The sequence below is a fragment of the Streptomyces sp. NPDC026500 genome (assembly GCF_055567635.1).
Genome location: NZ_JBVHQB010000003.1, coordinates 137,035 through 159,038, shown reverse-complemented (window position 1 = coordinate 159,038; position 22,004 = coordinate 137,035). Strand labels below are relative to the sequence as shown.

At 71.9% G+C, this 22,004-nt stretch carries 19 protein-coding genes and 1 pseudogene; 8 read left to right on the top strand and 12 right to left on the bottom strand.

Annotation, left to right across the window (positions count from 1 at the left end; translation table 11 throughout):
- Positions 1 to 247: 247 nt before the first annotated feature.
- Together ACZ4N5_RS06560 and ACZ4N5_RS06555 are read right to left on the bottom strand one after the other, a co-directional pair.
- Positions 248 to 2,062: a DUF4012 domain-containing protein gene (locus ACZ4N5_RS06560; protein WP_467756001.1), complete on the bottom strand. Its 1,815-nt coding sequence runs from the start codon at positions 2,060 to 2,062 to the stop codon at positions 248 to 250.
- A gap of 62 nt (positions 2,063 to 2,124) precedes the next feature.
- A complete protein-coding gene (locus ACZ4N5_RS06555) occupies positions 2,125 to 2,634 on the bottom strand; it encodes a hypothetical protein (protein ID WP_467756000.1) in 510 nt (169 codons plus the stop codon).
- Between the two features lie 489 nt (positions 2,635 to 3,123).
- Here ACZ4N5_RS06555 and ACZ4N5_RS06550 point away from each other — a divergent pair, with 489 nt between their 5' ends.
- Both ACZ4N5_RS06550 and ACZ4N5_RS06545 read left to right on the top strand, forming a co-directional pair.
- Positions 3,124 to 4,566: a tyrosine-protein kinase domain-containing protein gene (locus tag ACZ4N5_RS06550; RefSeq protein ID WP_467755999.1), complete on the top strand. Its 1,443-nt coding sequence runs from the start codon at positions 3,124 to 3,126 to the stop codon at positions 4,564 to 4,566.
- The gene (locus ACZ4N5_RS06545) at positions 4,563 to 5,177 is read left to right on the top strand and encodes an arsenate reductase/protein-tyrosine-phosphatase family protein (protein ID WP_467755998.1); all 615 of its coding nucleotides are present in this window, start codon (positions 4,563 to 4,565) and stop codon (positions 5,175 to 5,177) included. The genes ACZ4N5_RS06550 and ACZ4N5_RS06545 overlap by 4 nt, the downstream gene beginning before the upstream one ends.
- Positions 5,178 to 5,448: 271 nt before the next feature.
- Here ACZ4N5_RS06545 and ACZ4N5_RS06540 read toward each other — a convergent pair whose 3' ends face one another.
- Both ACZ4N5_RS06540 and ACZ4N5_RS06535 read right to left on the bottom strand, forming a co-directional pair.
- Positions 5,449 to 6,057 (bottom strand): dihydrofolate reductase family protein, encoded by a 609-nt coding sequence (locus tag ACZ4N5_RS06540; protein WP_467755997.1) that lies wholly within the window; start codon positions 6,055 to 6,057, stop codon positions 5,449 to 5,451.
- A gap of 205 nt (positions 6,058 to 6,262) precedes the next feature.
- Complete coding sequence (locus ACZ4N5_RS06535) at positions 6,263 to 7,078, bottom strand: AIM24 family protein (RefSeq protein ID WP_467755996.1); 816 nt, start codon at positions 7,076 to 7,078, stop codon at positions 6,263 to 6,265.
- A 143-nt stretch (positions 7,079 to 7,221) separates the two neighbouring features.
- On the opposite strand from ACZ4N5_RS06535, the pseudogene ACZ4N5_RS06530 reads away from it, so the two are divergent.
- Positions 7,222 to 7,607, top strand: a pseudogene (locus ACZ4N5_RS06530) (SDR family oxidoreductase); the annotation flags it as partial.
- A gap of 240 nt (positions 7,608 to 7,847) precedes the next feature.
- Here the strand turns inward: ACZ4N5_RS06530 and alc are convergent.
- Complete coding sequence (gene alc / locus ACZ4N5_RS06525) at positions 7,848 to 8,996, bottom strand: allantoicase (RefSeq protein WP_467755995.1); 1,149 nt, start codon at positions 8,994 to 8,996, stop codon at positions 7,848 to 7,850.
- Positions 8,997 to 9,210: 214 nt separating this feature from the next.
- Positions 9,211 to 10,551 (bottom strand): allantoinase AllB, encoded by a 1,341-nt coding sequence (gene allB, locus ACZ4N5_RS06520; RefSeq protein ID WP_467755994.1) that lies wholly within the window; start codon positions 10,549 to 10,551, stop codon positions 9,211 to 9,213.
- Between the two features lie 349 nt (positions 10,552 to 10,900).
- Between allB and ACZ4N5_RS06515 the strand changes: the two genes are divergently transcribed.
- A complete protein-coding gene (locus ACZ4N5_RS06515) occupies positions 10,901 to 11,707 on the top strand; it encodes an IclR family transcriptional regulator (RefSeq protein WP_467755993.1) in 807 nt (268 codons plus the stop codon).
- 44 nt (positions 11,708 to 11,751) lie between these two features.
- Here the strand turns inward: ACZ4N5_RS06515 and ACZ4N5_RS06510 are convergent, their stop codons facing one another.
- Positions 11,752 to 12,438, bottom strand: a complete 687-nt coding sequence (locus ACZ4N5_RS06510; protein WP_467755992.1) for an ABC transporter ATP-binding protein — start codon at positions 12,436 to 12,438, stop codon at positions 11,752 to 11,754.
- Between the two features lie 247 nt (positions 12,439 to 12,685).
- Positions 12,686 to 13,723 (bottom strand): ABC transporter permease, encoded by a 1,038-nt coding sequence (locus ACZ4N5_RS06505; RefSeq protein ID WP_467755991.1) that lies wholly within the window; start codon positions 13,721 to 13,723, stop codon positions 12,686 to 12,688.
- A gap of 223 nt (positions 13,724 to 13,946) precedes the next feature.
- Here ACZ4N5_RS06505 and ACZ4N5_RS06500 point away from each other — a divergent pair, with 223 nt between their 5' ends.
- A complete protein-coding gene (locus ACZ4N5_RS06500) occupies positions 13,947 to 15,215 on the top strand; it encodes a sensor histidine kinase (protein ID WP_467755990.1) in 1,269 nt (422 codons plus the stop codon).
- Positions 15,212 to 15,844: a response regulator gene (locus tag ACZ4N5_RS06495; protein WP_467755989.1), complete on the top strand. Its 633-nt coding sequence runs from the start codon at positions 15,212 to 15,214 to the stop codon at positions 15,842 to 15,844. The genes ACZ4N5_RS06500 and ACZ4N5_RS06495 overlap by 4 nt, the downstream gene beginning before the upstream one ends.
- 170 nt (positions 15,845 to 16,014) lie before the next feature.
- Here ACZ4N5_RS06495 and ACZ4N5_RS06490 read toward each other — a convergent pair whose 3' ends face one another.
- Positions 16,015 to 16,338: a DUF5955 family protein gene (locus ACZ4N5_RS06490; RefSeq protein ID WP_467755988.1), complete on the bottom strand. Its 324-nt coding sequence runs from the start codon at positions 16,336 to 16,338 to the stop codon at positions 16,015 to 16,017.
- Positions 16,339 to 16,560: 222 nt separating this feature from the next.
- Here ACZ4N5_RS06490 and ACZ4N5_RS06485 point away from each other — a divergent pair, with 222 nt between their 5' ends.
- Both ACZ4N5_RS06485 and aceB read left to right on the top strand, forming a co-directional pair.
- Positions 16,561 to 17,160, top strand: a complete 600-nt coding sequence (locus ACZ4N5_RS06485; RefSeq protein ID WP_467755987.1) for a nucleotidyltransferase family protein — start codon at positions 16,561 to 16,563, stop codon at positions 17,158 to 17,160.
- A 290-nt stretch (positions 17,161 to 17,450) separates the two neighbouring features.
- Positions 17,451 to 19,085 carry a malate synthase A gene (aceB, locus tag ACZ4N5_RS06480; RefSeq protein ID WP_467755986.1) on the top strand — a complete coding sequence of 545 codons (1,635 nt, stop codon included), beginning with the start codon at positions 17,451 to 17,453 and terminating at the stop codon, positions 19,083 to 19,085.
- Between the two features lie 92 nt (positions 19,086 to 19,177).
- On the opposite strand, the gene ACZ4N5_RS06475 is transcribed toward aceB, so the two are convergent.
- From ACZ4N5_RS06475 to ACZ4N5_RS06465, 3 genes are read right to left on the bottom strand one after another with little or no spacing between them, the layout of a single operon-like run.
- Positions 19,178 to 19,474 carry an Rdx family protein gene (locus ACZ4N5_RS06475; RefSeq protein ID WP_467755985.1) on the bottom strand — a complete coding sequence of 99 codons (297 nt, stop codon included), beginning with the start codon at positions 19,472 to 19,474 and terminating at the stop codon, positions 19,178 to 19,180.
- Positions 19,471 to 20,385 (bottom strand): HipA family kinase, encoded by a 915-nt coding sequence (locus ACZ4N5_RS06470; protein WP_467755984.1) that lies wholly within the window; start codon positions 20,383 to 20,385, stop codon positions 19,471 to 19,473. Before ACZ4N5_RS06470 ends, ACZ4N5_RS06475 begins: the two co-directional genes overlap by 4 nt.
- Before the next feature lie 41 nt (positions 20,386 to 20,426).
- Positions 20,427 to 21,956, bottom strand: coding sequence for an IucA/IucC family protein (locus ACZ4N5_RS06465; protein WP_467755983.1), 1,530 nt, complete (start codon positions 21,954 to 21,956; stop codon positions 20,427 to 20,429).
- Positions 21,957 to 22,004 lie beyond the last annotated feature (48 nt).

Genomic DNA, 22,004 nt, shown 5'->3' with positions numbered 1-22,004 from the left:
CAACTCTCACCCGATGAGCAGAGCGTCATGCCTCGTGCATATGCACACACCCGGCCACGGGGGCGAGAGGCCCGAGGAGGGCACCGAAAAGGTGTGCGGAGCCGCCCGTCGCGCTCGATGGCCGTCCGGTTACGATGCGCGATGACCCGCCGCGGCCCGGCCCGCCGGATCGTCCGGGGCGTGCTCTCCCGTCGCGCACGACGCGAGCAGCCGCACAGCTCAGGAACACCGCGCCGGTGCGGCACGCTCAGACGTGGCAGGATGCGGTCGCTTTCAGTGTGGCTCGCAGTGGCGTCACCAGGGACTGCCGCAGGAGGACGGGGGCGCGGTCCGCGTGCGGTTCCAGCAGGTGCAGCACCAGCGTGCGGCTGGAGTGGGCGGGCAGCTCCAGGTCCAGCGTGTACACGGAGTGGCCGCGTTCGACACCGGGCGCGACCTCCGCCGGGCGGCCGTCCAGGGTGGCGCCGGTCAGCGTGGCGCCGACGCCCGCGTAGTACGACACCAGGAGCCGGTTGTCACCCGGTCGGGTGCGGTAGGGCGGGGAGTCCTCCCGCAGCGTGACGTAACCGGGCAGCCCGGAGACCGGGGCCCGGTTGGTCAGGGTCACGGTCACGGTGACCGGGCGGTCGCCGCTGGAGCAGCCGTTCGCTTCCCAGACCAGGCTCCGGTCGAGGTAGTAGTCCAGTTTGGAGCCGGCCGCGTTGTTCACCACCAGCCCCGCGAACGGGCCGGGAGCCTCCGGGAGCGTGCCCGAATACGGGCGCGACTGGATGAGACGTTGCTCCGCCGCATGCGCGCTCCACACCTTCAGCCGCCCGTCCCGCTGGGCGTCGTTCAGGGCGACGAGCAGGGCGGGCAGTCGGCGCATGTCGCCCGTCGCGGTGATCAGGGGGCCGGCGGCGGCGCGGGCCGCCTCGACGAAGAACGCCTTGCGCCGCGCCACGTCGTCGTACATCGCGTAGCTGGCCCGTTCGGTGAGGTCCACGACATTGTCGGCGGTGAGCTCGGTGCCGCCCGCCATGCGGGCCGGGCCGGTGACGCGCAGGAAGCGGCTCAACGTGGCGGGGTCGACGGCGAACACACCGTCCACGCGCTCGCCGGTGTGCTCGCGCCACGCCGCGGCCCAGATGCGGGCCGCGTAGGGGAAGTGCGGGCTCATGTTGGAGTTGGCCCACACTCGGGTGGGCTCGCTGCTCTGGTAGCGGGCCGCGAAGCCGGCTCCCAGGTCGAGGGCCGTCTTCGCCGTGGCCATCTCGGTGTTGTTGCCGAACCGTTCGAAGGACAGATGGCCCCGGTCGGCCGACAGCACGGCGAAAGCCCCCGGAACGCCCCCGGTACCACGCGCCTCGGCGATGTTCTGGAACGCGAGGAAATAGCGCCGTTGCCCTCGCGCGCCGAGCATGGGCGGCAGGACGCGGGCCGCGAGGGAGGCGTCGGCCATCACCGGGCCGAGGCGGTCGACCTGTCGCGCGAGACCGGCCCGGGCCCGGTCGACGGCCGACAACCAGGTGGACCGGGGCAGCCCGCGGACGTCGGCCTGCACCTCGACCGCAGCGCGGGCGGCCCGAACGACTTCCGGCGCGTGCTTCTGCAAGGTCATGAGGGCCTCGGACATCCCGTCACCGCGGCTGTCCGGCGTGGGTGGTGGCAGGGCTCGCACCAGCGGGGACAGCACATCGTCTGCCAGCCGGTCGGCCGCGTACGCGGCTCCGCGCACGGTCCTGACCGGGCCGCCGAGAAAGGGCAGCTCGGCTGCGGGGTACCAGGCCGGGCCGGTGGTGAGGCGATGCGCCCGAGCGGCGTGGGCGGCGGCGGAACGCACCTCCCGCTCCCGGGCGGACGCCGGCACGGCACCAGGGGCGGCGCCGGGCACTGACGCCACCGACTGCCGCAGTGCATCGAGGTCCCGCCCGGCCGCCGTCAACTCCGAACGGGCGAGCAGCCCGGTGACACCGATCCAGACAACGCCGGTCAGTGGGAGCGCCGCTGCGGCCAGCAGGATGTTCCTGACCACGCGACGGCGGCCCGGCACCCCCTCACGGGAGCAGCCGGGCCTGCGCATGCGGAAGGCGTTTCGGCCGGAACCGGGACGCCGTGGTTGCGCCGGGCTGATGTCCTGTTCCGTCATGAACTGCGGCGACGGCGCACGACCAACATCATGCCCGCGCCGGCCGCGAGCGGCCCGGCCGCGATGCCGCTCACTGCCACGGCCTGCTCGCTGCCGGTGACAGCCAGGCCCGAGGAATGATGGGAGTTGCCCCGTACGTCGGAGTCGTGCCAGCCAGGCCCACCCTGTCCGTCAGGACGGTCGGATCCATTCGACCAGGGGGACCAGGGGGACCAACCGGACTGCTCGTGCCCGCTGTGACCCTGCTCGTGCTTCGCGCGCAGCACCTTGATCCGGGCGGAGAGCTCCAGCCCGGACTTGCGGCCCTCCAGCTCGAGGGTGTGGTAACCCGGCTCGGTCTTCCGCGGGATGGTCACCTCGCCCCTGACAACTCCCTGCGCGCTCGCCCTGAACCTGCCGAGGACGACCTCATGCGAGTGCAGTTCCGCCACGACCTGCTCGAAGGGGGCGAAGCAATTGCCACGGAATGTCAGCGTGTCCCCGGCGGGCAACACGGTGCGGCTCAAGGTGAGCTGCGGGGGCACCGGCGGGTACGCGTGGCACGTTGGGGAAGTCGGCTGCGCGTGGGCGGCTTGCGCCCCCACCAGCGGTGCGGCAACAAGCACAGCAGCTGATGCCGCTGACGCCAAGGCAACCCGCCATCTGGGCGATGTCGTCATCTTCTTCGCTCTCCTCAACTTCAGTCGGGCCGGGCCGCAACGTCGGCCGTAAGCAAGATGTGGATACCAACATCTAGATACATGGAATAAATGGGATATATGACACCGATTGGCGTGACACTGCCCAGAAGTCACCCGATGGCGTAGCGCTTGCCTCTCGATGGCCCATGCCGCCACCCCGGCGGGGCCGTGTGCGTCACCCGGGTCGTTTTTTGGCGGGCCGACACAGGGGTGGCTCCCCCGATTGACGCGCGCGAGTCCCTATCGTCGGCCGCGTACACAGGGAACAGAACATTCCATTTCGGGCGGTTCCCTCGGTCCCATGAGGGGTGCAGCTTGGATCTCCACGGATTCCTGAAGGCTCTTGCCGGACGTTGGCCGACCGTCGTGGTCTGTCTCGTTCTCGCGACCGGGGCGGCGCTCGCCGCGACGAGTTTGAGCACACCCGTCTACGAGGCGAAGACCCAGCTCTTCGTCGCCACCCGCACCGGTGACGACACCGCCCAGATGAACCAGGGGCAGAGCTTCTCGCAGGCGCGCGTCCAGTCGTACGCCGCGATCGTGACCACCCGCCAGGTGACCCGGCCCGTGGTGAAGGAGCTGCGACTGCACACCACTCCGGAGGAACTGGCGTCGCGGATCACCGCCGCCGCCCCCCTCAACACCGTGCTGATCGACATCACCGTCCGGGATGCCGAGCCCAAGCGTGCGGCGCGCATCGCCAACGCCGTGGCCCAGCGGTTCAGCGCAGTCGTCGAGCGGCTGGAGACGCCCGGCTCGGAGCAGACAGGAAAGAGCCGCCGTACGGACGCCGGGACCTCGCCCGTCTCCCTTGGCGTCACCCAGGAAGCCGTCGCCCCGGCAGGTCCGGTCTCACCCCGCCCGATGCTGAACCTGGTCGCGGGAGTGCTCGGCGGCCTGCTGCTCGGTGCCGGACTCGTCGCCCTGCGCGAGACTCTCGACACCACGCTCAAGACCAGCGAGGCGCTGGACGAGTTCACGACGCTGCCGGGGCTCGGCACCATCCCGTACGACAGGAACGTCCCCAGGCAACCGCTCGTCAGCGCCGACGAGCACTCCCAGCGTGCCGAGGCCTTCCGCAAACTGCGCACCAACCTGCAGTTCTCGCAGGTCGACGAGCCTCCCCGGATCATCGCGGTGACAAGTTCGGTGCCTGGCGAGGGCAAGACCAATACCTCGGTGAACCTCGCCCTCTCGCTCGCCGAGGCAGGTCTCTCCACCTGCCTCGTGGACGGCGACCTGCGCCGACCGTGCGTGGCCTCGTCCTTCGGTCTCGTCCAGGACGCCGGTCTGACCACCGTGCTCATCGGACAGGCTCGTATCGAGGAGGTGATGCAGCAGGCCGGCGACGGGCTCTCGGTTCTCGCCAGCGGCGCCGTACCACCGAACCCCACGGAGCTGCTCGCCTCGGCGCGCATGGAAGAGGTACTGCGCGAACTGGCGGACACCTACGACGTCGTGATCGTCGACACCGCACCGCTGCTGCCGGTCGCCGACACCCTCGGACTCGCCTCCTTCACCCACGGCGCACTGCTCGTCGTCCGTGCCGCCAAGACCAGCCGGGAGCAGGTCCGCACCGCCGCGGAATCGCTGGACCGCGTGAGTGTCCGCGTCCTCGGCACCGTCTTCAACATGGCTCCGGTACCCCGGGGCAATGGCTACGGCACCTACGGCTCGTACGGCGAGCTGCCCGCTCCTCGTGTGTCGGACCCCGCGAAGGAGGCCGCGGCGGCCACACGTCTCGCGGGGGAGGAGTGACCCGGGTCCTGTTCATCTGCACGGGCAACGTGCACCGCTCGGTGCTGGCCGAGCGGCTGCTGACCGCGAGACTTCCGCCCGGTTCGGTCCTACGGCCGGAGAGCGCCGGAACGCAGGCGCGGCCCTGGTCCGGCATGGATGCCTCCACCAGGGCGGTGCTGGAGGAACTGGGCGGCGACGGTTCCGGTTTTGCGGCCCGCCCGCTCACCGCGCAGCTCGTCGCGAAAGCAGCGCTGGTCCTCGGGCTCGCGCACGAACACCGGGAGGCCGCCGTACGGCTCGCGCCGACAGCGCTGCGGCGCTGCTTCACCCTGAAGGAGTTCGTACGTCTCGCTTCGGGGAGAGTCAACACAGTGCGTGACGTGAAAGGTACGGCGACCACGCATGGCGACGTACCGGGTGGGCAAGCCGCGCCGGTCGCGGACGGTCTGGACGTCGTGGTCGCGGCCACGGCCCGTCGTCGGGGTGCCGCCGCCCCGGTCCCGCCGGCCGAGGACGACATCTCGGACCCGTGGGGGAGGCCCCACTCCGTGCTGCACGGGTGCGCCCGCGAGATCGACGGGACGGTAAGCACGCTCGCCCGGTTGCTGGGCGGCGGAGCGAGCCTCTGAGCCGAAAGTCCGCGAGGGACCTCACGTGGCTGGGAGTGGGGGTCAAGGACACGCCAGGACCGCGGCGGACCGAAGGTGCGGGGCTCGCAATCGTGTTGCCGCTACTTGTCGCGCAGGGCCCACACGCGGCCCCCGCAAGCACCGCGACACCACCCACCAGGCCCGTCGCCCGAGACGCTCACCGCCGAGCGCGATACCTGTGTGAACGACCCACAGCGGCTCGGTGCCGGACGACGGGCAACGGGCGACGGGCGACGGGCGGGCGATACGCCTAGTAGCTGCCGTACGTGGGGCGGCCTTCGCGCTCGTACGTGTGGATGGCGACACCCGCGCCGGTGGTCGTACCGCCGGCGTGCCGGAACGCGGTGGGGACGGCGCCCTCGGCGAAGAGGCGGCGGCCCGCGCCGAGCACGACGGGGAAGGTCATCAGGTGCAGGGTGTCGATCAGGCCGAGCGCGAACAGGGACTGGGCGAGCGCGGCGCTGCCGTGGATCTGGACCTCGCCCTCGGTGCGCTCCTTGAGGGCGTTGACCTCCTTGCCCAGCTCGCCGGTGATGACGGTCGTGCCCTCCCAGGCGGGCTCCTTGAGAGTCGAGGAGGGGACGTACTTCGGCAGCGAGTTCAGCTTGGAGGCGATCAGGTTGTCCGGGTCGGTGATCTTCGGCCAGTAGCCCGCGAAAATCTCGTACGTGCGCCTGCCCAGCAGAAAGGCGTCCACGCGGGAGAAGCCGTCGGTGACGAAGCGCCCGAAGTCCTCGTCGCCGTAGGGGACGCTCCAGCCGCCCTGGTCGAAGCCGCCGCTCGGGTCCTCCTCCGGACCGCCCGGCGCCTGGTGGACTCCGTCGAGAGTGACGAAAGCGGTAAGGGTGAGCTTGCCCATGACGGTGCCTACTTCCTTGCGGTGGGGTCTGCTGTCATCAGGGCAGACCCCATCGACGCCCGCAACTCATCGGTCCCACGACGGAGTCACCCGGCATCAGTCCCCCGGCATCCGTTCAGCGGTCCCGCGGCCGGCCCACCCCGGGCCGGTCGAGAACCCGCCCCCCGTCGGCCGACGCGTCACCCCGCTTCGATCGGCCGACGGTTCACCCCTCGTTGGTCGAGAAGAGCCCGCCCGTCGGGCCCTGCTTGTCGCCGCCCTGGGCCTTTCTCAGGGCGTTGGCGAGGCTCTCGATGGTGAGGGACTGAAGGATCACCCGTCCGTTGCCCTCCAGGGTGGCCAGCGACAGGCCCTCGCCGCCGAAGACCGCGTTCATCAGCCCCTGCCGGTTGAGCCCTCCGATGCGCTGGACGCCGTAATGAATGCCCTCCTCGAAGGCGACGACACAGCCCGTGTCGACCTCGATGCGGCCGCCGAAGTCGGCCGGGTTCAGGTCGATGAAGTTGCCCGCGCCCGCGATGATCACCGTGCCCTGCCCGGTGAACTTCTCCAGGACGAATCCCTCGCCGCCGCTGCGCCCGGTCCGGCCGCCCTGGAAGGCGATGCCGAACTGCACGCTCGATTCCGCCGCCACGAAGGCGTCCTTCTCCGCGAACCACGCGCGCGTGCCGTCGAGCTCCAGGGCGCGCATCTCGCCGGGCAGCACGCCCGCGAAACCGACGGTGCCCTCGCCGCCCGTCGACGTGAAGTACTGGAACGCCAGCGACTCGCCCGCGAGGGCACGCTGGCCGGCCTGCATGGCGGTGCCCACGGCCTGGCGCAGCATGCCGCCCATGCCACCGCCACCGCCCTGCTGACCGCCGCCACCGCCGCCCGACGGCCCGGAGAGCCGCGTCTCCATGGTCACGTTGGTCGTCTTGAACAGGAACTTTCCCGCTTCGCAGTACACGGTCTGGCCGAGGCGCAGGTTGACCACCGCCATCTGCATGGCGTTGCCGACGATTTCTTGCTGAAGTGTCACGCCGAAAGAACGCGGGAGACGGAGCAAAGAGTTCCGGCCGGTCGGGTGAGGTGCGGCGGCGCCGGGCGAATCGGCGTCCGTTCGCCGCCGGCGCCTGCCGCGCGGGGCCGCTGGGATGGACGCATGACTTCTCAAGGAACCGGGTCTTTCCGGCCTCCCGGTCTGCCGCGCCGCACCTCGGGGCGGGAGGGCGGAACATCACGATCGGCAGCTGCATGACACAGCGGGTCTCCGGCCCCGGGCCGACGCTCTACGCCATGAGCAAGTCCGCGCTGATCGGCCTCACCAAGGCACTGGCCCGGGAACTGGGCGCCCGGGGGATCACCGCCGACGTCGTCCATCCCGGCCCCACCGACACGGACATGAATCCGGCGGACGGTCCGTACGCACCGGGCCAGACCGCGATGACCGCCCTCGGCCACTTCGGCGCCGCCGACGAGGTCGCCTCGACGGTCGTGTATCTGACGGGAAGCGAGGCGGGGTAGGTGACGGGGCGGAGTTCGCGGTGGGCGGAGGCCACACGGCGTAGCGCGGCACGTCACGCCCGGTAGTCCCGATACCTGGACTACCGGGACTACCAGGACAGGCGTGGTACATGGCACAAGCCGGACCACGGTCCGTGGGGCTGCCCACCGGCATCGGCGCGCCCCCACGGGACCGCACGACCCGCAAGACCGCGGGACCGCTGGACCAGAGGCCCCAGGACCAGGTCCGCCGCCACAGGCCCCACGGCTCCGGATGACGGCTCCGGATGCGGGCTCCGGAAGGTTCAGCCGCCCAGTTCCTGGTGGCGTGCCGTCAGGCGGGACGCGCCCTCCTCCGTCAGGGAGCCGAAGAGGCGCAGGCGGGAGATGCCGCCGTCCGGGAAGATGTCCACGCGCGCGTGGGTGCCGACGACGGGCGCGGTGAGGGTGAAGCGGTGGTTGGTGTCGGGCTGGAGGCGGGTGCGGGGCAGGATCTCCGTCCACTCCCCTGCCTCTCCTTCGCCGCTTTCGCCGCCGTTCCTCACCGACACGGCGGCCCATCCGGCGCTGTTGCCCTTCAGGTACGCCGTGTCGATCTCGATGGCGCGGATCTCGGACTGGGCGACGAGCCGGTAGCGGATCCAGTCGTTGCCGTTGTCGCGGCGTCGGCGGGTCTCCCAGCCGTCGTCCATCTTGCGGGAGCGGCCTGGCTGGATGGTGTTGGTGGCGGGTGAGTAGAAGAGGTTGGAGGCGTCCTCGACCTGTCCGCCGTTCTCCAGGGCGACCACGTCGAAGGTGCCGAGGACGGACAGCCAGCGTGGGTCGGGCACGACCTCGCCGTACACACGCAGTCGCGCGATGCCCCCGTCGGGGTGCTGGTTGACGCGCACGTGCGTGAAGCGCTGTTCGACGGAGACGGCGAATCCGTTGGCCGCGTGACCGCCGACCGGCGTGCGCGGCACGAGGGCCGTCCACTTCACGTCGTCCGCGAGGAGTTCCTCGGGAGACGGCGAACCGGGCACCGACGCGCCCTCGACCGACACCGCCTGCGGATAGTTGCCGCGGAAGTGGGCCGTGTCGACGACGATCCCGCGGATCACACCGGGGGCGCCGAGGCGTACCAGGGCCCAGTCGTGGTCCTCAGCGGTCGGCCACGGGTGCTCGGCCGAGGCGCCACGGCGCCGCCGGGTCTCCCAGCCATCCATGATCTTGCCCTTGTGGCCGAAGTGCTCGGGGTCGAATTCGGCGGCCTCGGCCACGAGAAGGTTCTCGCGCTGGGCGAAGAACTCGTCGTTGGCGGCGACGACCCCGGCGCCGAGCTGCCGGTCGGCGAGGTCGACGTACTGGGTGAAGGGGAAGTCGGCGGTGCGGTAGTCCGCGTACGGGTCGCCGCCTCCGTAGGGGTTCGCGTCTCCGGTGAAGGTGGCCGGAACGGGTGAGCGCTGCGCCGTCACGATGATCGATCTGCCTTTCGGGGGTCGGCCGTTGCGGGTGCGGATGCGGTGCGGGTGCCGGAGTGCGGTGCGGCGGTCGGTGTACGGATCGGTGGTGCGGATCGGTGGTGCGGATGGGTCGTGGGAGCCGGTGATGCGGATCGGAGTTGTGCGGATCGGCGGTGGGAAACGGCGGTCGGCCGGCGGGCGGCGAGGGAGGAGAGGTCCGGTGGGCTTACGGGTTTCGGGTGAGGAGGTGCCCGGTGGGTTCGGTGAACCGGCCCTCGGCTGCGATGCGTTCGCCGCGCAGCCAGGTCGACTTCACGACGCCGCTGAGGGTCCTGCCCGCGTAGGCCGTCACCCGGTTGCGGTGCTGGAGCGCGGCGGGGTCGACGGTGAAGGTCTCGTCAGGTGCGAGCACCGCGAAGTCGGCGTCGCGGCCTGCCTCGATGGCGCCCTTGCGGTCGCCGAGGCCGACCAGTTCGGCCGTACGGGAGGACATCCAGCGGACCACGTCCTCCAGGCCGTGGCCGCGCCTGCGGGCCTCGGTCCAGACGGCGGACAGGCTCAGTTGAAGGCCGGAGATGCCGCCCCACGCGGTCGCGAAGTCGTCCGTCTTGAGGTCGGCGGTCGACGGCGAGTGGTCGGTGACCACGCAGTCGATCGTGCCGTCGGCCAGCGCCTGCCACAGCAGGTCCTGGTTGGCGGCCTCGCGGATGGGCGGGCAGCACTTGAACTCGCTGGCGCCGTCGGGGACTTCCTCGGCGGTCAGGGTGAGGTAGTGCGGGCAGGTCTCCACGGTGAGCCGTACGCCGTCGGCCTTCGCGGCGGCGATCAGCGGGAGCGCGTCGCTCGACGACAGGTGCAGTACGTGCACGCGCGCGTCAAGGCGTTTGGCCTGCGCGACGAGGCTCGCGATGGCGGTGTCCTCGGCGTCGCGGGGCCGCGAGGCGAGGAAGTCGGCGTACTTGCGGCCGCCCTTCTGCGGGGCGGCGGCCAGGTGGTGCGGGTCCTCGGCGTGCACGATCAGCAGGCCGCCGAAGCCGGCGATCTCGGCGAGGGACCGGGCGAGCTGCTCCTGGTCCAGTTCGGGGAACTCGTCGACCCCGGAGGGCGACAGGAACGCCTTGAACCCGAAGACACCGGCGTCGTGCAGGGGGCGCAGGTCCTTGACGTTGTCGGGCAGCGCGCCGCCCCAGAAGCCGACGTCGATGTGTGCCTTGGAGCGGGCGACCTCCTTCTTCGTACGGAGGTTGCCGACCGTCGTCGTCGGCGGGAGGGAGTTGAGCGGCATGTCGATCAGGGTGGTGATGCCGCCGGCGGCCGCGGCACGCGTCGCGGTCCAGAAGCCCTCCCACTCGGTGCGGCCGGGGTCGTTCACATGGACGTGGGTGTCGACGAGGCCGGGCAGCAGGACGTCGTCGCCGAAGTCCTCGAACCGGGCGCCGGACGGTACCTCGGCGTCGTACGGGAGCACGGCCGTGATCTTCCCCGCGGCGACCGCGACCGAAGCGGCGCGCGTCCCTTCGGGCGTGATGACGCGCGTCGAGCGCAGCACCAGTTCGACATCGGACACCCGGACCCCTCTCTCCGCTGCCATTGACTCCCGCTGTCGCCGGTTTACTTCCGCGTAACGGAATTCAACTTTCTGTTGAAGAAGTCTTCACTCCGACCCTCGCGCCGTCAAGGGTTCATTTCTCCACCCTGCCTCCACCTGGCCCACTTCCGCCTCCGGCCTGCTCGACTCTGGATGTTTCCACAAGGCGGAAGTCAACTTCCGACCAGTAGAATGTAGTGACGTACAACCCGGGAGTCGATCGACTGCCGGGTAGGCTGCGTCTCTGCCCGCCCGCCACCCGCCGCCGCCCCCTTCGAGACTCTTCGGGTCACCCCGCTCGATCCCGCGCCCCGAAAGGACCGCCGCCGTGCCGCCGTCCAGCGCCAGCACCACCGACGCCGCCAAATCCTCCGCTCCCAGTGGCGGCGTCCAGTCCCTCGAGCGCGCCTTCGATCTGCTGGAGCGCATGGCGGACGCCGGGGGCGAAGTCGGCCTGAGCGAGCTCTCGGCGAGCAGCGGGCTGCCGCTGCCCACCATTCACCGGCTCATGCGCACCCTGGTGGCCTGCGGATACGTACGCCAGCAGACCAACCGCAGGTACGCGCTCGGTCCCCGTCTGATCCGCCTCGGCGAGTCCGCCTCCCGGCTGCTCGGCACCTGGGCCCGCCCCTATCTGGCGCGCCTGGTCGAGGAGACCGGCGAGACCGCGAACATGGCGCTGCTCGACGGGGACGAGATCGTCTACGTCGCCCAGGTGCCGTCCAAGCACTCCATGCGCATGTTCACCGAGGTGGGCCGCCGGGTGCTGCCGCACTCCACCGGCGTCGGCAAGGCGCTGCTGGCGCACACCCCGGACGACGAGGTGCGCGCGCTGCTCTCCCGTACCGGGATGCCCGCCGCGACGGAGAAGACGATCACCACGCCGGACGGCTTCCTCGCCGCGCTCGACGAGGTGCGCAGGACGGGCTACGCGGTCGACGACAACGAGCAGGAGATCGGCGTCCGCTGCCTGGCAGTCTCCGTGCCCGACTCCCCGACCGCGGCCGCCATCTCGATCTCCGGCCCGGCCGGCCGGGTCACCGAGGCCGCCACCGAGAAGATCGTGCCGGTGCTCCAGCAGGTCGCGGCCGAGCTGTCGGAGGCCCTGGCCAGTTCGGGTCCGGGCGCCAACTGAGCTGAGTCCCGCCCTGCTCCGGGCGCTCACCCACCCGCACCGCCTCAGTCCGGTCCCGAGGCTCCGACGGGTGCTTCCAGGCGCCCGTCCGTCATCTCCCGCACCGCGTCCGCCTCGCCGAGGTGGGCGCGGTCGTGTGTCACGAGGACGGTCGCCGTGGCGCGTTCACGGGTGAGCCGGACCAGCAGGTCGAGCACCGCCGTGCCGCGTTCGTGGTCGAGGGCGCTGGTCGGCTCGTCGACCAGGAGTACCGACGGCTCGTTGACCAGCGCGCGGGCGATGTTCACGCGCTGCCGCTGGCCGCCGGAGAGCTGGTGGGGGCGCCGGTGCGCCAGGTCGCCGAGTCCGACCGCGGCGAGCAACTCCCTCGCCCGGTCCACCACTTGGCGGCGTCCGTCCAGGTGGCCCATCACCTGGAGCTGCTCCAGCGCGGTCAGCGAGGGCAGCAGGTTCGGCTGCTGGAACACGATCCCGATCTCGCGCCGCCGCAGGACGGCGCGCTCGGCGGAGGTCAGCGTCCCCGTCTCCGTACCGCCGACGAGAACGCGGCCGCGGTCCGGGGAGACCAGGGTCGCCGCGACCGCGAGGAGGCTGGACTTGCCGGATCCGGAGGGGCCGACGACGGCCGTCATGGTCCCTGCCGGCACCCGGAGACCGACACCGTCCAGGGCGGTCAGGCGGCCGTCGCCGTCCGGGTAGGTGAGGGTGATGTCGTCAAGGGTCAGGCTCATGGGGCACTCTCTCGTGGGTCGGTCCGGCGCTTCCGCGCGCCGTCGCCGGGCACTCCCTGGCACCCGTCATCGGGCACTCCCGGGCGCCCTCATCCGCTATTCCCGGGCGCCCTCAACGGGCGCCTCCCAGCTCCTTCATCGGGCACTCCCGGCGCCTTCGTCCGGCACCCCCGGGCACACTCATCCGGCACTCCCGGCGCCTTCATCCGGCAATCTCGGGCACCTTCGTCTGGGACTCCCGGCGCCCTCATCGGGCGCCTCCCAGCGCGGTCAGTGGGTCGACGGCGGTGATGCGCCGGACGGACAGGCCCGCGCCGAGCGCCCCGAGGGCGATCATCACGGCGGCGGGTCCGAGCACGGTCGGCCCGTCCAGCACGAACGGCACGTCGCCGCCCCGCACGAGTACGCCGGCTCCGGCGGCGAGCCCGGTACCGAGCAGCGTCCCGACGGCGAGCATGAGCACCGCCTGTCCGAGCGCGTCCCGCAGCAGGTACGGCGTGGAGGCGCCCAGCGCCTTCAGGACGGCGATGTCGGGCGACCGCTGAATCGTCCAGACCGTGAAGAACGCCCCTATGACGAGCGCCGAGATGACGAAGAGGAATCCGCGCATGAGCTGGAGGGAGCCGTTCTCGGCCCGGTAGGAGCCGATGGCGGTGAGGGCGTCGTCCCTGGTGAGGGTCTTCGTTCCGGCCGCACGGTCGGCCGCCGGCAGGTCGGCGCCGGCGGTGCGGAGGGCGAGCACGGTCGCCGGACCGGAGAGGTCGGTCCACACGACGGGGGTGTGGCTGTACGAGGCATGGCCCGCCACGGCCGCGACGGTCAGCGCGGTGCCGCCGAGCCGCACCCGGTCCCCGGGCGTGACGTCGAGCGCGGCGGCGGCCTTCTCGGACAGCACGACACGGCCCGGGGCGACCCCGGCCGGGGCGATCCCGGAGCCCGGCCGCACGGCGAAGGAGGACACCGCGGCCGTACGGTTCCCGGCGGCCGCGTTCAGGGTGCGGATGCCGATGGGCTCGGCCGAGGTGACGCCGGGCCTCTGGGCCCAGGTCCCCCGCGCACGAGCGGACACCTCCGAGCCGGTGAAGGACACCGACTGCCCCGCGGGTGGCGCGGCGAAGGCGAGGTGGTCGGCGGGCAGCCCGGTGACCGCGGAGGTGTTCTCCTCGGCGAGCCCGGCGGTCAGCCCGGACAGCAGGCCCACGAGCAGGGTGATCAGTAGGACCACGGCTCCCATGAGGGTGAACCGCCCCTTGGCGAACCGTAGATCTCTCCATGCGACGAACATGGCTCAACCCTGCTGCCCGGACCGTGTCCGGGGCATCGCGCCACGGCATGGTTCACCCGCGCCGAAAGAGGGGCGCCCGCGCCATCGGGAGACGGACCGGCCGGAACCGGAGGAACGAAGGCGCTCGGACGCGGGAGGGAGGCCGCGCGGACAAAGGGAGCAGACCGCTTTCAACCTTTCGGTTGACCGGGGCCGGCCCTGACCCGCCTACCCTGGAACGACCATGGATGTCCGCCGCCACTCCCCCGTCGTCGCCACCCTGCGCCTGTGCCTGTACGCCCTGCTCGCGGGGCTTCTGCTGCTGGCCGCCCTCCGTTCGGGGGACAGCGGCCACCCGACGGCGGTCGTCCTGTCGGTCCTCGTGACCGGCGCGGTGCTGGCGGCAGGCGCCGTCGGCCCGGCGGTGCACCGCTCACGGCGTGCGGCCGCGGTATGGGTGGCCGCCCTGAGCGCGAGCTGGCTGGTGCTGGTCACGCTCTCACCGGACGGACTGTGGGTGGCGTTCCCGCTCTACTTCCTGCAGCTGCACCTGCTGCCGGTGCGCTGGAGCCTGCCCGCGGTCGCCCTGACCGCCGGAGCGGCCATCGCGAGCTTCGTGGCGCACGGCGCGCCCCTCACACCCGGCGCGTTCATCGGCCCGCTGCTCGGGGCGGCGGTCGCGGTCGCCACGGTCCTCGGGTACGAGGCGCTGTACCGGGAGAGCGAGCGCCGCCGCGAGCTGATCGAGGAGCTCATCGACGCCCGCGCCGAGCTGGCCGAGGCCGAGCGCACCGCGGGCACGCTCGCCGAACGGGAGCGGCTCGCCCGCGAGATCCACGACACGCTCGCCCAGGGCCTCTCCAGCATCCAGCTCCTGCTGCGCGCCGCCCAGCGTCTGCTGCCCGTGGACTCCCCGGCCGCCCCGCATCTGGAGCAGGCCCGCGCCACCGCCCAGGACAACCTCGCCGAGGCCCGCCGCTTCGTCCGCGCGCTCACCCCTCCAGACCTGGAACACGGCTCGCTGGCCGCCGCGCTGGAACGGCTGTGCCGGTCGGCCGCCGTCGACACGCCGAAGATCCGCTTCTCGGTGAGCGGACCGCCCGCCGAGCTTCCGACCCCGTACGAGGTGGCGCTGCTGCGGATCGCCCAGTCGGCGCTCGGCAACACGCTGCGCCACGCGCGCGCCGACCGCGCGGAGATCACCCTCAGCTTCATGGACACCTCGGTCGCCCTGGACGTGGTCGACGACGGTGCCGGCTTCGCCCCCGGCGGCGTACGGCCGGACCAGGACCGTACGGACGGGGGCTTCGGTCTCCCCGCGATGCGCTCGCGGGCGGAGTCGCTGGGCGGGACGTTCACCGTCGAGTCGGCGCCCGGACAGGGCACGGCCGTGGCGGTCACCCTGCCGCTGCCCGTCACAGGGGAGCCACCGGAGACAGGGGAGCCACCGGAGACGGTGTCCCTGGACACCGATCGGCTTCCGCTGCCGCACGCCGCGGGGAACCGGACGTGACCATCCGCCTGCTGCTCGCGGACGACCATCCCGTCGTCCGCGCCGGACTGCGCGCCGTACTGTCCGCGGAGCCGGAATTCGAGATCGTCGCGGAGGCGCCGACGGCGGAGGCCGCGGTGGAGCGCGCCGCGGCCGGCGGTGTGGACGTCGTCCTGATGGACCTCCAGTTCGGCGCCGGGATGCACGGAGCGGAGGCCACGGCGGCCATCACGGCACGCCCCGGCGCGCCCCGGGTCCTCGTCCTCACCACGTACGACACCGACGCGGACATCCTCGCCGCGGTCGAGGCGGGCGCCTCCGGCTACCTCCTCAAGGACGCCCCTCCCGAGGAGCTGTCCACCGCCGTGCGCACCGCCGCCTCGGGTCACTCGGCGCTCGCCCCGAAGGTCGCCGACCGCCTCATGGACCGCATGCGCACCCCCGCCGCCGCCCTCAGCCGTCGCGAGCTGGAAGTCCTCGAACTGGTCAAGGACGGTCTCTCGAACCTGCAGATCAGCAAGAAGCTGTTCCTGAGCCAGGCGACGGTGAAGTCCCATCTGGTGCACATCTACGCGAAGTTGGGCGTGGACTCCCGCACCTCGGCGGTGGCGGCGGCCACCGAGCGGGGTGTCATCCGCAGCCGGGGCTGAACCGGGCCTGGACGGGACGGGCCTGGACGGGACGGGAGGTTTCGGCACGGTCGCCGCCCGGTTCGACGCGGTCACCGCCCGGTTCGACGGGGTCACCGCCCGGTTCGACGCGGAGTCCTCCGGCGCGATCAGCGCCCGGTTCGGTGCGATCACCGCAGGGTTCGGCGCGATCACCGCAGGGTTCGGCGCGGGGGCTCTCCGAAGAGTTCGACCGCGTCTCGGACGTCCGCGAGGCGGGTCGCCAGGGCGCTCACCGAGCCGATCGCGCCCGCGACCAGGAGGAGCGAGCGGCGCAGCCGGGGGATCTCCGGGATGCCTCCGGCGGCCATCGCGGCAAGGGCCGCGAGCTCGTCCTCGGCGATGCCGCGGTCGGGGAACTCGGCCGGATGCGCGGCGAGTTCACGGCGCAGCCGGGAGACGGCGGTGAGTAACCCCGCCACCCTCGGATCCTCGTCGCTGCCGGTCACTGGCCTCTGCCCCAAGCTCCGCAACACAGCTCTCCCCCTCACGCGCCGTTCTGCGTCGGTCCCTCTTACGACGGCCTCAAGTCGGCCCGAGCTCCCCGTGGCGGTGGTCGGGCGCCGGGGGACGCGGGCCAGTAAACGCCACCCGGTGCGCCGGGCGCCACTGCGCGGACCGAAATTCAGCCCTGGGGACACCGGGGTGACGGCCCGGGTTCCGGGGCGCGCTCGGGCCCGGTCGGGTATGCAGGGGAGATGACGGAGAACAAGGACGAGGTGGCCGGGCTGCTTCTGGCGGCCGGAGGCGGACGGCGCCTCGGGGGCCGCCCCAAGGCACTCCTGTCCCACCGGGGACGGCCGCTCGTCGAACATGCGGTCGGGGTGCTGCGCGCCGGCGGCTGCGCCCGCGTCCATGTCGTCCTCGGGGCGGGTGCGGAGGCCGTACGGGATCAGGCGTCGCTGGCCGGGTGTGTCCTCGTGGACAACCCACGATGGGAGGAGGGCATGGGTTCCTCGCTGCGGGCGGGGCTCGACTCACTGGCCGAATCGGGGGCACGGGCCGCGCTGGTGTCGCTGGTCGACCAGCCGGGGATCGGCCGGGAAGCGGTCGCCCGGGTGCTCGCCGCGTACGCCTCCCCGCTGACGCTCGCCGCGGCGGCCTACGACGGGGAACGCGGCCATCCGGTGCTCTTCGGGGCCGGTCACTGGGCCGGGATCGCGGCGACCGCCACCGGCGACCGGGGAGCGCGCGCCTATCTGAAGGCCCACGAGGACGCGATCACCCTCGTGGAGTGCGGGGATGTGGCGCGGGCGTACGACATCGACACGGAGGCCGACCTGGTCCACCTTGAGTGAGCGGGATGGCACCGAGCGCCACCTTCTGTCGACCCGGAGAATCTCGACATCAACAAACCATTGAACTTCCACCATGAGGAAATTAGTATCCACTGCTCAGAAGCGCCCCGTCGGGTCGAGGGCGCCCGGCGCCGTCCCCGCGCGCCACGGCACCGGGTGCCAGGCGCGGTGACGCCGCACATGGTTGGCTCGCATGGCCCTGTGCAGCCCGCCCGCACGCAGTCCGCCCGCCGACAGTTCGCTCGTATGCAGCTCGCCCGCACATAGCTCGCTGAAGGAAGTGACAGCTCATGTCAGCACCAGCGCCGTCCCCGCTGGCCATCGTCGACGCCGAGCCCCTGCCCCGGCAGGAGGAGGTCCTCACTGACGCGGCCCTCGCCTTCGTGGCCGAGCTGCACCGGCTGTTCACGCCCCGGCGTGACGAACTCCTCGCCCGCCGCGCGGAGCGCCGCGCCGAGATCGCCCGCACCTCCACGCTCGACTTCCTCCCGGAGACCGCCGCGATCCGCGCGGACGACTCCTGGAGGGTGGCCCCCGCTCCGGCCGCGCTGAACGACCGCCGTGTCGAGATCACCGGCCCCACCGACCGCAAGATGACGATCAACGCCCTCAACTCCGGCGCCCGGGTGTGGCTCGCGGACTTCGAGGACGCCTCGGCGCCCACCTGGGAGAACGTGGTCCTCGGTCAGCTGAACCTGATCGACGCGTACACCCGCAGCATCGACTTCACCGACCCGGGCTCCGGCAAGTCGTACGTCCTCGGGCCGGACGACGAGCTCGCGACCGTCGTGATGCGGCCGCGCGGCTGGCATCTGAACGAGCGCCACCTCGTCGCCGCCGACGGCACGCCCGTGCCCGGCGCGCTGGTCGACTTCGGCCTCTACTTCTTCCACAACGCCCAGCGGCTGCTCGACCTCGGCAAGGGCCCGTACTTCTATCTGCCGAAGACGGAGTCCCACCTCGAAGCCCGCCTGTGGAACGACGTGTTCGTCTTCGCGCAGGACTACGTCGGCATCCCGCAGGGCACGGTCCGGGCGACCGTCCTGATCGAGACGATCACGGCCGCGTACGAGATGGACGAGATCCTCTACGAACTCCGCGACCACGCCGCCGGGTTGAACGCGGGCCGCTGGGACTACCTCTTCTCCATCGTCAAGAACTTCCGTGACGGGGGAACCAAGTTCGTCCTGCCGGACCGCAACGCGGTGACGATGACGGCCCCGTTCATGCGCGCGTACACCGAACTCCTCGTCCGCACCTGCCACAAGCGCGGCGCCCACGCGATCGGCGGGATGGCCGCGTTCATCCCCTCGCGGCGCGACGAAGAGGTCAACAAGGTCGCCTTCGAGAAGGTCAAGGCCGACAAGGACCGTGAGGCGGGCGACGGATTCGACGGCTCGTGGGTGGCCCACCCCGACCTCGTCCCGATCGCGATGGCCTCCTTCGACGCCGTCCTCGGCGACCGGCCGAACCAGAAGGACCGGCTGCGCGAGGACGTGTCGGTCGCGCCCGGCGACCTCATCGCCGTGGACTCGCTCGACGCCCGGCCGACGTACGACGGTCTGGTCAACGCCGTGCAGGTCGGCATCCGTTACATCGAGGCCTGGCTGCGCGGGCTCGGCGCGGTCGCCATCTTCAACCTCATGGAGGACGCCGCCACCGCCGAGATCTCGCGCTCGCAGATCTGGCAGTGGATCAACGCCGGTGTCGTCTTCGAGCACGATGGAAAGACCGTGGCGGCCACCCCGGAGCTGGCCCGCGAGATCGCCGCGCGGGAACTCGCGGACATCCGCGCCGAGATCGGCGAGGAGGCCTTCGCGGCCGGCCGCTGGCAGCAGGCGCACGACCTGCTCCTGAAGGTCGCGCTGGACGAGGACTACGCGGACTTCCTGACGCTGCCCGCGTACGAGCAGCTGACCGGCTGACCCGGTAGAGACCCGCCGGCGGCCCCGGTCTCGTGCTCCGGTCCGTCCGTCCGTCCGGTATCACTTCGCCGGCCGTGTCCGTCCGTCCCGTCTCAGTTCGCCGGTTCGTCCGAGTTTCTGTCCGAGTGGCCCAGGGATCTCTCCGGGGCCACTCGGTCGCGTACGAGGCGCTTGACGGCCGTGGGCTCGGGGAACCCCTGCTCGCGGCGGTCCCAGATCACCTCGTCGTTGACCCGGACGACGAACACGCCGCCGGTGCCGGGCTTCAGCGACAGCTCGTCGAGCTCCGCCTCGAAGGTGGTGAGCAGTTCCTGGGCCAGCCAGGCCGCGCGGGGCAGCCAGCGGCACTGGGTGCAGTACTCGATCTGGACCCGCTGGACGTCCGTCATCCGAGATGCACCGACCAATCCTGTTCAGCCGCCGGTTTGCCGTGCAGGTCAGGGACCGTTTTGAGCCAGTCCGGCCGCCCCCGCTGGGTCCGCTCCGCGCGGTCGGCGTCCTCGGCTGCGAGCTGCTCGCGGGTCGGGAAGTCCGTGGGGAGCCAGGCCGCGGAGGCCCTCACCCGGGCTAGCAGATAGCCGGCGTACGCCTCGCGGACCGCGTCGGGGCTCGCGAAACCGGGCTCGTCGGTGAGCCAGGCGTCGGGCACCTCGGCCAGGATCGCGCGCAGCAGTTCCTCGGTCACCCGGGGCGCCAGCTCGGCGTCGGCTGCGCGGGTGTCGGGGTGGTGGCCGCCGAGCGCGTGGCGCCGGAAGTCGTACGCCTTCTCCGGCGACGAGGCGTCCCAGCGGTGGTGGAAGACGAGGGCGGCGCCGTGGTCGATCAGCCAGAGCCGCGGCGGCGCGATGCCGAGGGTGGGCCAGATCATCAGGTTCGAGCTGTGCACCGTACGGTCCACGTTGACCGTGAGGGCGTCCAGCCAGATCACCCGGCCCGCCTCCAGCGGGTCGACGGGGAAGGTCCTCGCGATCTCCGGGGTGAAGTCCTTCGCGCCCGGCAGATAGTCCATGCCGAGGTTGAGCCCGGCACTGGCCCGCAGCAGGTCCTGGACCTCCTGGTGGGGCTCGTGCCCGCCGACGGCCGGGTCGAAGTGGACGAGGACCAGCTCGGGGAACCGCAGCCCGAGGGCCCGGGCCAGCTCACCGACGATGATCTCGGCGACCAGCGCCTTGTGGCCCTGGGCGGCACCCGTGAACTTCACGACATAGGTGCCCAGGTCGTCGGCCTCGACGACTCCGGGCACGGAGCCGCCCGCCGTCAGCGGGGTCACGTATCGAACAGCGGTCACGTCGCGGAGCACACATCACACTGTAGGACAGCCGGTCGCCCGGCCCCCGGGCGTCAGGTGCCTGCCAGTGGGTTCGGCAGCGCCACATAGCGCGCGTCGGCGCCGTCCGCGTCCGTCCAGCGGAGCAGCAGATTGGTCTTGCCCGGGAGGGTGGGCGAGGAGAGCAGCGCGGCGATCTCGGGGAGGTCGTGGTCCGTGCCGTAGCGGTGGAGTTCCTCCCGTACGGCGGGCCAGGGGTCCGTGCCCGGGAACCGTTCGGCGAGGAGGGCGGCCAGCTCGATGAGGTGGTTGACGATCAGGGTGTACACGAGCCGTTCCCAGCCGGCCGGGCGGGTCACCCCCGGCAGCAGTTTCACGCCTTCCGCGTCCCGGAACAGGGCCTGGACGGGCATACCGGCTCCGTCCACGGCCACCACCGTGTTCTGCAGATGGGCCTCGACGACGACTCCGTGGCGGGCGAACGCCTCCAGCACCGGGGGCACCACCTGGCGCAGGTACGCGGCCCACCAGGCGGCGGGGTTGGTGAGTCTGTCGAGCGGGCTGCCGTCGAAGCCCTCCACGAGGGCGGCGGCGAGCAGCGGGGTCGCGCCGGGGACGAGGTGGCCGCGCAGTCCGTCGCGGACCAGGACGGCGAGTTCCTCGAACGCGAAGTCGGCGGTGCGGTAGCCGCGGTCGCTCAGCCAGGCGGCGGGCCCCGGTTGCGCGGCGAAGGCGGCGGCGGTCGCCGCGTCGGTGGCGCGCATCTTGAGCAGGTCGTGCTTCCACAGCCGGCGGATGTCGTTGGTGATGCGGACATCGAGGCTGAACTTGACGAACAGGTCGTCCTCGGGGGCGTAGAGCGTGCGGACGGCGGCCGTCGGCCGGAACGGGCGGGCGGTGGGTCCGAGGCGTACGAGCCGGCCGTCCGCGAAGGCGTCCCGGATCGCCGGGTGGGTGCCGGTCAGGGCGAGCTGCCAGGGGTGGGCGGGCAGCAGCCGGTAGCCCGGCGGGGCCTGGCCCAGCGCGTCGAGCGCCGTCGTGTCGCCCTCCTCGACGACCGCGTCCTCGCGCACGGCGAGCAGCTCCAGCGGGAAGCGGGTGTACGCCTCGGGGGCGTACGGCAGCCAGCCGGTGGCCGGGCCGCCGCCGCGGGTCTTGGGCGCCGGGTGGTACGGGTGCCCCATGATCAGGGCCTGTTCGGAGCGCAGGTACGGGTCCTCGGGCGGCGTCGTGCGGGCGCGGGCCCGGAGGAGGGCCGCGACCACGTCCCGGCTGTCGGTCATCTCCCCGGGCAGCCCCGGGTTGGCCACGCCGGTGAACCGGCGCAGCTCCTCGGCGGCGAGTGCGACCAGTTCCGGGTGAGTGAGCCGATGCCAGGTCCCGTCGGCGTGCGCCTCCGGTCCGAAGGGGCGCCGCGTCCCCCGCACGCGCAGCAGCCGGCCGCTCGCGCGCAGCCGGTGGACGCCCGGTTCCCCGGTGGGCTCCGCCAGTTCGCGAAGGAGACAATTGAGCAACGGCGCGGCGGCGTACGCGTCTGCGGCCTCGTCCGTGTCGCCCCGGGTGAGCTGGGGAAACACGGTCGGCTTGAAGTCCACGCGATCCATCCGGTTCATTCGATCCATACGGTGCACTGGTGATCAGTATGTCTGCCG